A 12,824-nucleotide genomic window follows, 5' to 3' on the forward strand; every position below is an offset into this window, starting at 1 on the left:
TTTCCGCAAGCGCGCGATCGTCAGGCGTGAACCGCAACCTTCAGTGCCTCGGCGCGGATCTCTTCCACGAGCCGTTCCTTCAGGCTGACGAATTCGGGCGTGGTCTTGATCTTGTAGGATCGCGGGTGCGGCAGATCGATCGCGATCTCCGCCTTGATGCGGCCGGGACGGGCGCTCATGACGATAACGCGGCTGCCGAGGAAGATCGCTTCCTCGATATCATGGGTGACGAACAGTACGGTCTTCTGGTCGCGTTCCCAGATGCCGAGCAACATTTCCTGCATCAGCACGCGGGTTTGATTGTCCAGTGCGCCGAACGGCTCGTCGAGCAGCAGGATTTTTGGATCGTTGGCAAGGGCCCGCGCGATCGCCGTGCGTTGCTGCATGCCGCCGGAGAGTTGCTTCGGCCAATGATTCTCGAAGCCCGACAGGCCGACGCGCTGGATGAAGCCGTCGGCGATTTTTTCGCGGTCCGCTTCCGAAATCCCGCGTTCGCGCAGGCCGAACGCGATGTTTTCGCGCACGGTCAGCCATGGAAACAGCGTGTAGGACTGAAACACCATGCCGCGATCCGCACCAGGACCCGTGACCTCCTTTCCGTCCAGAATGACGCGGCCACTGGTCGGCCGGTCGAGCCCGGCGATGATGCGCAGCAGCGTCGATTTTCCGCAGCCCGACGGGCCGAGGATGGTGACGAAGTCATTGTTGCCGACGTTGAGGTCAATCGGCTCCAGGGCACGCGTCGGCGTATGGCCCTGGCGCGCGGGGAAGGTGCGGGCGACCTGATCGATTCTGAGTTCGGTCATGCCAGTTTCCACGGGAACAGCCAGGCGTTGAAAGCCTTGAACAGAAAGTCCGACACCAGGCCGATCAGCCCGATGACGATGATGCCGAAGATGATCTGACCGGTGTTGAGCAGGGCCTGGCTGTCGGTAATCATGTGGCCGATGCCCGAGGATGATCCGATCAGCTCGGCGACGATGACATAGGTCCACGCCCAGCCGAGAACGAGTCGAAGGATCTCCGCGACCTCGGGGGCAGAGGAGGGCAGCAGCACCCGGTTGATGATGCCGCGGTCGCTGGCGCCGAGCGTGTAGGCGGCCTCAACGAGGTCGCGCCTGGTGTTGCCGACCGTCACGGTGACCATCAGGATGATCTGGAACACCGAGCCGATGAAAATGACCAGGAGCTTTTGCAGTTCGCCAATACCCGCCCACAGGATCAACAGCGGGATGAAGGCTGAGGCAGGCAAATAGCGGGCAAACGAGACGAACGGCTCCAGGAAGGCTTCGATCGGCTTGTACGCGCCCATCAGGACGCCGAGCGGAACGGCTATGATGGCCGCCAGTACGAAGCCGCCGACGACCCGCCAGATCGTCATGCCGATGTCGAACAGGAAGCCGTGCTTGGTCAGGAGTTCAAAGCCTTCCTGTAGCATGGTCAGTGGGTTCGCGAGAAACGTTTTGGATACGTAGCCGCCAAACGTTGCCCATGCCCACACGGCAACGAACAGGATGAAGAACGCCAGGCCATAGGCGGCGCGTTGCTTCGACGTCACAGGATCGAGAGGACGTATCACAGGGCATATTCCTCAAAGCGGTGCGCTGATCGCGGAACGTCCTGCTTCCACATCTGTGGAAGCAGGACCAGTGCGGCGCCGACCGAACCTACTTGATGAAGCTCGTGTCAACGAGGTCGTCGATCTTCGGAACCGATTTGATGATGCCGATCTCAAGCAACAAGTCCGCAGCCTCCTTGGTAAAGGCCTGCCACTCGCCTGCGAAGAACTTCTGGTTCGCGGCCTTGTCCTGCCAGCGCAGATACTTTGCCGAATTGCCGAACTGTTCGCCGGACTGCTTCACATCGGAGCCCATGATCTCGTAGGACTTGGCCTGATCTTTCTCGATCAAGGCGACGGCCTCGAAATAGCTGTCGGCCAGCGCCTTCGCGGCTTTCGGATTCTCGGTCAGGAATTTCGGCGTGCAGCCGAACGTGTCCATGATCATCGGGTAGTCGAGCGTGGTGGCGATGATCTTGCCCTTTTCCGGCGCGGCGCGCACGGTCGAGAGGTAAGGCTCATAGGTCATGGCTGCATCGTTCTGGCCGGACACGAATGCCTGCGCGGCGGCAGCCGGCTCCAGGTTCACCACGGTCACGTCCTTGACCGAAAGGCCGTTCTTCTTGAGCATCCAGGCCAGCGTGAAATAGGGCGCTGTGCCGGGCGCGGAAGCGGCGACCGTTTTGCCCTTCAGATCCTTGATCGCTGCGATATCGTTTCGCGTTGCCATGCCGTCGGCGCCGTAGCTCTTGTCGAGCTGGAAGATCTGCTTGGTGGCGACGCCATTGGCATTCCAGGATATCCACGTCTCGACCGTGGTCGCCGCGCACTGGATGTCGCCGGAGGCGATGGCAAGATGGCGATCCTTCTGCGGGATCTTCTTGATCGTCACATCGAGGCCGTTCTTCTTGAAGATGCCGGCCTGGTTTGCGAGCGTGAGCGGCGCAAAGCCGGTCCATCCGGAAATGCCGATGCCGACCTTTACGTCCTGAGCGGGGGCCGGTGCGGTGACTATGAGAGCGGCGGCTGCCGCGAAAAATCCAAAACTACGCATGGCTGTATCCCTTTTGCTGGTTCCTGGATGTGTCTTGGTCTGTTCACGTTTCTTGCACTGAAGCTCGTTGCGTCTAACTGCTGCATAGTCTGTGCCAGATCTTGCGTGCATCATTGTCCCCCTCAGCCGCCTTTGAAGCGAGCAACCAGTTTATGGGACTCGCCCGGATAGAGCAGGCGCACGGCGGTCAGCGGCCGGGCGCTGCGCCAGGTGTGCCGGTCGATCACGAGGCAGGGGGCGCCAATCGCGATGTCCAATGCCGCCGCAGCTTGCTCGTCAGCTACGATGGCGCTGATCGAATGCTCGGCTTCCGTCCATGGCACATGGTGAAGCAGCCACGTGCCAGGTGGCTCGGTCGCAAAATCCGCCGTGGCCGCTTCGGGCACCGCGTCGAGGTCGATCAGCCTGTCCTCGATGGCGAACGGCACGTCGTCGGCGCTGTGACGGCATGCAATCGCGATCACCTTGCCGGTTTTGCGTGCGCCGAGCCGGGCGCGGTCGGCGGCATTTGCGGCGCGTCGCGAGCACTGGATCAGCTCATAGCCGTAACTGCGGCCGAGCGCGCCGATCTCCGCACGGATGTCGGAGATCTTGAGCACCGCCGACAGAAATGTGGGCCGGCGGACAAAGCTGCCGGCCTTGCGCCGCCGCTCGATAAGATTGGCTTGCGCGAGCTCCGACAGCGCCTTGCTCACCGTCATGCGCGAGCAGCCATAGAGCGACATCAGCTCGTGCTCGAACGGGATGCGGTGACCGGGCGGCCATTCGCCGGTCAGGATGTGGCGCTCGATATCGATCCGGATCTGCTTGTACAGCGTCGGCTTGTCGGCTGCGACGGGTTTGCCGCGATCGGTGGCGAGGCTCATGGCACGAGCCTCCGGACCGTTGTGTTGAACGTGTCCCGCGCGCTCTCGCGGAGCCTGTGGCGTCCATTCTCGACGACCTTGGCGCCGCCTGCCCAGACCGTGTCGACGGCGCCCGCGCTCGTCGCAAAAATCCAGCCGTCGAGGACGGCGTCTCCGTGACGTCCGGCGAGCGAGGGATGGGTGGTATCGAGGGTCACGATGTCCGCGCGCGCACCTGCCTGAAGCCCGGCGGTTGGCTGCGCGAGCGCCTGGGCGCCGCCGGTGAGAGCTGCTTCGAACAGCGCGCGGCCGGTCGACAGGCCGGGACCGCTGGACAGCATATTGCGTTCGCCGTGCTTCAAGCGCTGGCCATATTCAAGCTGACGCAGTTCGTCGGTGACGCCGACCAGCACGTTGGAGTCCGTACCGATGCCGAACCGGCCGCCGGCCCCGAGGAATTCGCGGGCCGGAAAAATGCCGTCGCCAAGGCTGCCTTCGGTGACCGGGCAGAGTCCGGCGACCGCGCCGCTTCGTGCGAGCGCGATGGTTTCCGCCTCCGTCATATGGGTCGCATGGATGAGACACCAGCGCTGATCGACGGGTGCATGTTCGAGCAGCCACTCAACCGGCCGCCGGCCCGACCAGGCGATACAGTCCTCAACTTCTTTTGTCTGTTCAGCGGCATGGATATGCACCGGTCCGCCTTCTGCCAGTGGCGCCACGGCCGCCAATTCGTCCGGCGTCACGGCGCGCAGGCTGTGCGGCGCAATGCCGACATTGGCTCCGGGCAACGCACGAATGGCGATGCGCGTCGCGTCGATCAGCTTCGTAAACTGGTCAACCGAGCAGATGAATCGGCGCTGGCCGGCATGGGGCGCAGCCCCGCCGAATGAGCCGTGTGCGTAAAAACTCGGCAGCAGCGTCAATCCGATGCCGGCGATTTCGGCCGCCCGCGCAATCCGCATCGCCATCTCGACGAGGTTGGCGTAAGGCGCGCCATCGTGGTCGTGATGCAGGTAATGGAACTCGCCGACGCGCGTAAAGCCTTGCTCGAGCATCTCGACATAGAGCAGCGTTGCGACAGCTTCGGTATCTTCCGGCGTCATCTTGAGCGCGAAGCGATACATGGTCTCGCGCCAAGTCCAGAACGTATCTGCGGAATCGCCGCGCATTTCGGCGAGCCCCGCCATGCCGCGCTGGAACGCGTGACTGTGCAGGCTCGCTATCCCCGGAATGGCCAGCCTGTGGCGTTCGTCGTGCGGTCCCGGCGGAACGCCGGCCGTAACCTTCGTGATGGTCTGTTCCGTCACCACCACCTGCACGTCATCGGCCCACCCGGAGGGGAGCAGCGCTGATGCGAAATGCAGTGTCGACATGTTTCGAAACCGGCTGGACAGAACACCCGCACGATTTTATGTATAGACATATCGATACGTCAAGCTCCTGCCGCGGAGGAGAACTGCATGGCCGAGCGCTTCGATCGAATCTGGCTCAACGCCCGGCTCGCCACGGTCCGGGAGGATCTGCCCGGGCTCGGTGTCATCGAGGACGGCGTGGTCGCCGCGCGCGGCGGCCGCATCGCCTTCGCAGGCAATCGTTCCGACCTTGCATTGGACGTCGACGCGATTGAACGGATTGATTGCGCCGGGCGCTGGATCACGCCGGGACTGGTGGATTGTCACACCCACCTGGTGTTTGGCGGAAACCGTGCGCATGAGTTCGAGTTGCGACTCCAGGGTGCAAGCTACGAAGAGATCGCGCGTGCCGGAGGCGGCATTGTCTCGACGGTCGCGGCAACGCGGGCGTCCAGCGAGGCCGAACTTGTTGCCGGTGCGCTGCCAAGGCTCGACGCTTTGATCGGCGAGGGCGTGACGACGCTGGAGATCAAATCCGGCTATGGCCTCAATACGGAAACCGAGATGCGCCAACTGTCGGCAGCGCGCGCACTGAGAGACAAGCGGCCGGTCGCCATCAAGACATCGTTTCTTGGCGCGCACGCGCTGCCGCCGGAAGCCGACGGCGACAAGGACCGATACATCGACCTTGTCTGCCGCGAGATGTTGCCGGCAGTGGCGCAGGCCGGATTGGCCGACGCGGTTGATGCCTTCATGGAAGGCATTGCGTTCTCGGGAGAGCAAACGACGCGGGTGTTCCGCGCGGCCAAGGCGCTCGGATTGCCGGTCAAGCTGCACGCGGATCAACTGTCGAACCTCGGGGGAGCCGCGCTTGCCGCGGAATTTTCCGCTTTATCCGCCGATCATCTGGAGCACACGGACGAGGCCGGCGTTGCCGCCATGGCGCGGGCAGGGACGGTGGCCGTCCTGCTGCCGGGCGCATTCTATTTCATTCGCGAGACGAAAAAGCCGCCGGTCCAACTGTTCCGCACCCACGGCGTGAAGATGGCGCTTGCCACCGACTGCAATCCCGGCAGCTCGCCGCTGACATCGCTGCTGCTGGCCATGAATATGGCCGCGACCCTGTTCCGAATGACCGTTGCCGAATGCCTCACCGGCGTAACGCGGGAAGGTGCGCGCGCGCTCGGCATTCTCGGCGAGACCGGTACACTCCAGGCCGGCAAATGGTGCGATCTCGCGATCTGGGATATCGAGCGGCCGGCCGAGCTCATTTACCGGATGGGTTTCAATCCGTTGCACAGCCGCGTGTGGAGGGGACAGTGAGCCACCCCGACTCCTCCATTGTGGTTTCGCCTGGAAGGGTCAGCCTCGACGATCTGGCGCAGGTCCTTGCCGGTGCGCCGGTCGTGCTCGATCCGTCCTTCTGGCCGCGCGTTGAAGCTGCATCTTCGATCGTTGCCGCGGCCGCACGCGCGGAAGCACCCGTCTACGGCATTAATACCGGATTCGGAAAACTGGCGTCGAAACGGATCGCGGCCGACCAGACGGCGCTGCTGCAGCACAATCTCATTGTGTCGCATTGCTGCGGGGTAGGGCCGCCGACGCCCGAGCCGATCGTCCGGTTGATGATGGCGCTCAAGGTCGTCTCGTTGGGGCGAGGCGCTTCAGGCGTGCGCCGCGAAATCATCGAGCAGCTTCAGGCCATGCTGGCGCGAGGCATTTGTCCGCTGGTGCCGCAGCAGGGATCGGTCGGAGCGTCCGGCGATCTGGCGCCGCTCGCACATATGACGGCCGTCATGATCGGCGAGGGGCAGGCGCTGATCGGCGGAAGCGTTGTGCCGGCCCGTGATGCACTGGCCGCCGCCAATCTCACGCCGATCACGCTCGGGCCGAAGGAAGGCCTTGCTCTGATCAATGGCACGCAGTTTTCCACCGCCTATGCCATTTCCGGATTGCTGCGCGCCCATGGCCTGGCTTGCGCGGCGCTTGTGACAGGCGCCTTGTCGGTCGATGCGGCAATGGCTTCGACGGCGCCGTTTCGCCCGGAAATCCAGCAACTGCGGGAGCATGCCGGACAAATCGCGGCAGCCGCCACTCTGATGGCATTGCTTGAAGGCAGTGATATCCGCATGTCGCACCTCGAAGGCGATGAGCGCGTGCAGGATCCCTATTGCCTGCGCTGCCAACCCCAAGTGGCCGGCGCCGCGCTTGATCTGCTCACGCAAGCCGCTCGCACGTTGGCGATCGAAGCCAACGCCGTCACGGATAATCCGCTGGTCCTGGTCGACACCGGAGAGATCGTCTCGGGCGGCAATTTTCACGCGGAGCCGGTCGCGTTTGCCGCAGATCAGATCGCATTGGCGCTGTCCGAGATCGGCGCGATCAGCGAGCGGCGCATCGCGACCCTCGTCGATCCCGCGCTCAATTTCGGCCTGCCGCCGTTCCTCACTCCCGATCCCGGCCTCAACTCCGGCTTCATGATCGCCGAAGTGACGGCGGCCGCGCTCTACGCCGAGAACAAGCAACGCGCCGCCGCCTGCTCGATCGATTCGACGCCGACCAGCGCCAACCAGGAAGACCATGTGTCAATGGCCGCGCACGCCGCGCGCCGCTTGTCCGACATGGCGGACAATCTTGCCACTATCCTCGGCATCGAACTGCTGGTTGCAGCGCAGGGCATCACCCTGCGCGCACCGCATTCGACCAGTCCCGCCCTTGCGGCTGTCATTGCAGCGTTGCGCGAACAGGTGCCGGCGCTGGGTAGCGATCGCTACATGGCCGACGATCTCGCCAAGGCAACGGCGCTGGTTGCATCCGGTGCATTGCCGATGGCCGCGATGTCGGTCCTCGAACAGAACCCGTTTCCCATCCTTGCCGAGAGAGGCCATTTGCCATGAACCGCCGACTGGACAACGACCGCACGATCCGGGCGCCCCACGGCTCTGAGATCAGCGCCAAGAGCTGGCTGACGGAAGCGCCGCTCAGAATGTTGATGAACAATCTCGATCCCGACGTGGCCGAACGTCCGAGCGAGCTCGTCGTCTATGGCGGGATCGGGCGTGCCGCCCGCGACTGGGAAAGTTTCGACCGCATCGTTGCCTCGCTGCGCAAGCTCGAAGGCGACCAGACGCTGGTGGTCCAATCAGGCAAGCCGGTCGGAATTTTCCGCACCCATGCCGATGCGCCGCGTGTGTTGATCGCGAACTCGAATCTGGTGCCGCACTGGGCGACGCTCGATCACTTCAATGAGCTCGACAAGGCCGGGCTGATGATGTTCGGCCAGATGACGGCCGGCTCGTGGATCTACATCGGCAGCCAGGGCATCGTGCAGGGGACGTATGAAACCTTTGTCGAGGTCGGGCGACGTCACTACGGCGGCAACCTCGCGGGCAAGTGGATATTGACGGCAGGTCTCGGCGGGATGGGCGGCGCCCAGCCGCTTGCCGCGACCATGGCCGGGGCGTCGATGCTCGCGATCGAATGCCAGCCAAGCCGCATCGAGATGCGCTTGCGCACGGGTTACCTCGACCGGCAGGCAAGTTCGCTCGACGAGGCGCTCACGATCATGGCGGAAGCGGCGCAAAGCAAGAACGCGGTCTCTGTCGGCCTGCTCGGCAATGCAGCCGATATTTTTCCCGAACTGGTGCGCCGCGGCGTCAGACCGGACATCGTCACCGATCAAACCAGCGCGCACGATCCGATCAACGGCTATCTGCCGAAGGGATGGACGCTCGCCGAGTGGGAGGCGAAACGCAGCGACGATCCGAAAGCGGTTGAAGCGGCGGCCAAGACCTCCATGGTCGGCCACGTCCAGGCCATGCTGGATTTCCACGCGCAGGGCATTCCCACGCTCGACTATGGCAACAACATTCGCCAGATGGCGAAGGACATGGGACTGAAAAACGCGTTCGATTTCCCCGGCTTCGTTCCGGCCTACATCCGTCCGCTGTTCTGCCGCGGCGTCGGGCCGTTCCGGTGGGCGGCACTCTCGGGCGATCCCGAGGATATCTTCCGCACTGATGCCAAGGTGAAGGAGCTGATGCCTGACGACAAGCATCTGCACAATTGGCTCGACATGGCGAAAGCGCGGATCAAGTTTCAGGGGCTGCCGGCGCGGATCTGCTGGGTCGGCCTTGGTGATCGCCATCGGCTCGGCATGGCGATCAACGAAATGGTGGCGCGCGGCGAACTGAAGGCGCCGATCGTCATCGGTCGCGATCATCTCGATAGCGGCTCGGTTGCAAGCCCGAACCGTGAAACCGAGGCGATGCGCGACGGCTCGGATGCCGTGTCCGACTGGCCGCTGCTCAACGCACTGCTCAACTGTGCGAGCGGAGCCACCTGGGTTTCGCTGCATCATGGCGGAGGCGTCGGGATCGGTTATTCGCAGCACGCCGGCATGGTCATCGTCGCCGACGGAACGCCCGAGGCTGCGCGCCGTCTCGAACGTGTGTTGTGGAACGATCCGGCGACAGGCGTCATGCGCCATGCCGACGCGGGCTATGAAAGTGCTGTCGAATGTGCCCGCGCCAACGGGCTCGATCTGCCGAGCCTGACATTGTAGCGCACCGGATTGGCACGCAATTCGGCGGCACCGCTGGTTACATTAAAAGTGATTCAAGCGTTGATACGGGTGATTTACCCTTAGGGCGGTCGGGGCCATGCATCCGGACCCACCGGCGGCGCTCGTCCGACGGCAGGATTTACCTCTCTTGATTGTTGTGTATTCGCGCAACTTACCTATATAATGCAGCATGGGTCAGTGACCCGCGCAAATTTAGTTGGTTCTCCGGTCAGGCCCGTCATTCAGGCGGGCCGTTGCCGTTTTGGGACTACCGAAAGATGAGCCAGTCCAATCGTACCGACCATATCCGCCTGACATCGCATCCGGTGCCCGGTGCGACGCATGAATTCCCGATCGTGTGGGGCGCGCCGACCGCGCGCGAACGTGGTCCGATCATCGGGACGGTATCGCGTCCGCAGGATCGTAACGTGATTGGCACCCATGGCGGTTCCTATGCGGTTTACCGCGCGCTTGCCGTATCTTCCGGCACGCTGGACCCGATCCGTCGCCCCGATCTGACCAACACACACCCGGCCGCGACCGTTGGGCCGTTCTCGCAATGGATAGATCCGGAGCGCATTGTTGCCCTTGACCCATGGGGACATCTCGTCGCCGAGAACTTCCGCTCCGAAATCGCTGAGGGCATCGATATCAGGCCGAGCATCGCGATCACGCGCGCCCGTCTTGATTTGCCCGAAATTCAGGCGGCTCTGGCGGCCAAGCGCTTGGAGCCCGATGGCGAGTTCGTTCACGCCAGCGGTTCGGTCTCCGTCGTCAAGATCGCGATCGATCCGGTATGGTATCTGCCGGGGATCGCGCAGCGCTTCGGCACGAGCGTGACCAATCTGCGCCGCGCGCTGTTCGAGCAGACGGCCGGCATGTTTCCCGAGCTTGTCACGCGCCCCGATCTGCAGGTCTTTCTTCCGCCGATCGGTGGAACGACCGTCTATCTGTTCGGCGACGTCACGAAGCTTCCGGACCATCGGACCAAGATCACCTGCCGGGTCCATGACGAGTGCAACGGCTCGGACGTCTTCGGCTCCGATATCTGCACCTGCCGTCCTTATCTCATCCATGGCATCGAGGAATGCGCGCGCGCCGGACAAGCCGGCGGTTTGGGCGTCATCGTCTACAACCGCAAGGAAGGTCGGGCGCTCGGCGAGGTCACGAAGTTTCTGGTCTACAACGCGCGCAAGCGTCAGGAAGCAGGCGACGATGCAGCCGCCTATTTCGAACGAACGGAATGCGTTGCCGGGGTTCAGGATGCGCGCTTCCAGCAATTGATGCCGGATGTCATTCACTGGCTGGGATTGAAGCGGATCGACCGCTTCATCTCGATGAGCGACATGAAGTATGACGCATTGACGGGACAGGGCATCGATATTGTCGAGCGCGTCGCCATTCCCGACGACATGATTCCGGCCGACGCCCATGTGGAGATCGCAGCCAAGAAGGCCGCTGGATATTTTTCGCCTGACCAGAAGCCTGAGGACCTGATCGCCTCCGGCCGACCGCTCGAAAAATACTAGGGCGGGCCGGACCTTTGATCGTGACCGCAGACACGACCGCAGATGCCTTTTCTCTTTTGAGTGCGCAAGCGGTGCGCGCTCGCGCCCACAGGATGCTGGAAATCGGCTTGAACGACCAGCTTCGGCATTTCCGAGTGAACTTGGGCCGGCTCGACAACGCGGTTGATCTCGTGCTTGCGGCAACGCGCACGGCCTATCCGACGTTCGACGTGCCCTTTCATTCGCGCTGGCGCCATTTCGTCGTTGGCGGCGTCGATCGCTGGACGGCGCTCGCCGATGCGAGGGAATGGCGCAACGGCAACGAGCGCGCCCGCGCCGAATTCGACCTCGCCATCATCAGCGTGCTTCTCGACGCCGGAGCAGGTCCGTCGTGGCGCTATCGTGATCCCTTGACAGGCACAAGCATTGGCCGTTCGGAGGGGCTGGCGCTTGCCAGTCTGGATATGTTTGCGCGCGGAATCTTCTCGGCAAAGGTCGACGAACCGCTGCGGGCCGATGCCGCTGTCCTTCAGCGGCTGACCGTTGCCGATCTGGAGACCGGCTTTCAGATTGCGGACGACAATGCGCTGGTTGGCCTCGATGGTCGTGCCGGCCTTCTTCGCCGGCTGGGCGAACAGGTATCGGCAGCGCCGCAGGTTTTCGCCCGCAACGACACCGCCCGGCCCGGCGGATTGTTCGATCACCTCACGGGGGTGGCCGAGCAGGGGGCGATCGAGGCCCCGACGATCTTGTCAGAACTCTTACGCCGGTTGGGGCCGATCTGGCCGTCGCGCATCACTCTTGGCGGAATTGCGTTGGGAGATTGCTGGCGTCATCCGGCGCTCAAGACCGAGGATGCGACCAGCGAGCTGGTGCCGCTGCACAAGCTGTCGCAGTGGTTGTCGTATTCGCTGATCGAGCCGATGCAGCGGGCGGGGCTGCGGGTGACCGACATCGACGGCCTGACGGGCCTTGCGGAATACCGCAATGGCGGATTGTTTGTCGACGCCGGGGTGCTGCAGTTCCGCGACCCCGTGGACGCGCAACGCGAACACGATGTCGCGTCTCCGCTCGCGGTCGAGTGGAGGGCGTTGACGGTTGCGCTGCTGGACGGGCTGGCGGATCTGCTGCGGCAACGCGTAGGTCTTGATGCCGTCTCGCTTCCACTGGCTAAGATTCTGGAAGGCGGCACCTGGGCGGCGGGAAGGGCGATGGCGTTCGAACGCCGGCCCGACGGTTCGCCGCCTGTCAAGGTCGTCAGCGACGGTACGGTTTTCTAAGCGCGATTATTCGCAAGAGGGCAAGAGCATGGAAGGCGTTACGATCGTGGATCACCCGCTGGTCCAACACAAGCTTACGCTGATCCGGGACAAGACGATTTCGACCAAGTCCTTTCGCGAACTCCTCAAGGAGATCGGGATGCTGCTCTGCTATGAGGTGACGCGCGATCTGCCGTTGACCGATGTGGAGGTCGAAACACCTCTTGCACGCATGCACTCCGCCAAGATCGCGGGAAAGAAACTGGTTTTCGTGCCGGTATTGCGGGCAGGGGTGACCTTTGTCGACGGCATGCTGGACCTCGTTCCGACCGCCCGCGTCGCGCATATCGGCCTCTACCGCGAACCGCAGACATTCGTGGCGGTCGAATATTTTTTCAAATCGCCGTCCGATCTTCACGAGCGGCTCGCCATCGTGGTCTCGCCGGTTCTTGCAACCGCAAACACGGCTGTGGCGGCGGTGGACAGGCTGAAGGAACGCGGTGCGAAGGATATCCGGTTGGTATGTCTGCTTGCCGCGCCGGAGGGGGTGGAGCGCTTCCGTGGCCTGCATCCCGACGTGCGGTTGTGGACCGCCGGTATCGACGAGGGGTTGGACGCGAATGCCTTTATTTTGCCCGGCCTCGGCGATGCCGGGGATCGCGCTTACGGGACGCGATAGCT

At 63.2% G+C, this 12,824-nt stretch carries 11 protein-coding genes; 6 read left to right on the forward strand and 5 right to left on the reverse strand.

Translation table 11 applies throughout. The features are described 5' to 3' along the window. Positions 1-20: 20 nt before the first annotated feature. The 5 genes from AC0QUY_RS21345 to AC0QUY_RS21365 all read right to left on the reverse strand — a co-directional run bounded on the left by AC0QUY_RS21345 (position 21) and on the right by AC0QUY_RS21365 (position 4,833). A complete protein-coding gene (locus AC0QUY_RS21345; protein ID WP_475388243.1) occupies positions 21-806 on the reverse strand; it encodes an ABC transporter ATP-binding protein in 786 nt (261 codons plus the stop codon). Next, a complete protein-coding gene (locus AC0QUY_RS21350) occupies positions 803-1,576 on the reverse strand; it encodes an ABC transporter permease (RefSeq protein WP_202639328.1) in 774 nt (257 codons plus the stop codon). Before AC0QUY_RS21350 ends, AC0QUY_RS21345 begins: the two co-directional genes overlap by 4 nt. 91 nt (positions 1,577-1,667) lie before the next feature. Next, entirely contained in the window at positions 1,668-2,612 is a 945-nt protein-coding gene (locus AC0QUY_RS21355) for an ABC transporter substrate-binding protein (protein WP_475388244.1), read from the reverse strand. A 122-nt stretch (positions 2,613-2,734) separates the two neighbouring features. Then, positions 2,735-3,478, reverse strand: a complete 744-nt coding sequence (gene hutC / locus AC0QUY_RS21360; protein WP_475388245.1) for a histidine utilization repressor — start codon at positions 3,476-3,478, stop codon at positions 2,735-2,737. After that, on the reverse strand, positions 3,475-4,833 hold the full coding sequence (locus tag AC0QUY_RS21365; protein ID WP_475388246.1) for a formimidoylglutamate deiminase: 1,359 nt from the start codon (positions 4,831-4,833) through the stop codon (positions 3,475-3,477). Before AC0QUY_RS21365 ends, hutC begins: the two co-directional genes overlap by 4 nt. An 87-nt stretch (positions 4,834-4,920) precedes the next feature. Here AC0QUY_RS21365 and hutI point away from each other — a divergent pair, with 87 nt between their 5' ends. The 6 genes from hutI (at position 4,921) to upp (ending at position 12,822) form a co-directional block, all read left to right on the forward strand. Continuing rightward, the gene (hutI, locus tag AC0QUY_RS21370; RefSeq protein WP_475388247.1) at positions 4,921-6,135 is read left to right on the forward strand and encodes an imidazolonepropionase; all 1,215 of its coding nucleotides are present in this window, start codon (positions 4,921-4,923) and stop codon (positions 6,133-6,135) included. Next, on the forward strand, positions 6,132-7,709 hold the full coding sequence (gene hutH, locus AC0QUY_RS21375; protein WP_475388248.1) for a histidine ammonia-lyase: 1,578 nt from the start codon (positions 6,132-6,134) through the stop codon (positions 7,707-7,709). Before hutI ends, hutH begins: the two co-directional genes overlap by 4 nt. Further along, positions 7,706-9,376, forward strand: coding sequence for a urocanate hydratase (gene hutU, locus AC0QUY_RS21380; protein WP_475388249.1), 1,671 nt, complete (start codon positions 7,706-7,708; stop codon positions 9,374-9,376). Before hutH ends, hutU begins: the two co-directional genes overlap by 4 nt. A gap of 278 nt (positions 9,377-9,654) precedes the next feature. Then, the gene (locus tag AC0QUY_RS21385; protein ID WP_161853289.1) at positions 9,655-10,905 is read left to right on the forward strand and encodes a GTP cyclohydrolase II; all 1,251 of its coding nucleotides are present in this window, start codon (positions 9,655-9,657) and stop codon (positions 10,903-10,905) included. Between the two features lie 20 nt (positions 10,906-10,925). After that, positions 10,926-12,164: a URC4/urg3 family protein gene (locus AC0QUY_RS21390; protein ID WP_475388250.1), complete on the forward strand. Its 1,239-nt coding sequence runs from the start codon at positions 10,926-10,928 to the stop codon at positions 12,162-12,164. 28 nt (positions 12,165-12,192) lie between these two features. After that, the gene (gene upp, locus AC0QUY_RS21395) at positions 12,193-12,822 is read left to right on the forward strand and encodes a uracil phosphoribosyltransferase (RefSeq protein ID WP_057857674.1); all 630 of its coding nucleotides are present in this window, start codon (positions 12,193-12,195) and stop codon (positions 12,820-12,822) included. The last annotated feature ends 2 nt before the right edge of the window (positions 12,823-12,824 follow it).

The organism is Bradyrhizobium sp. WYCCWR15520, from assembly GCF_056174665.1.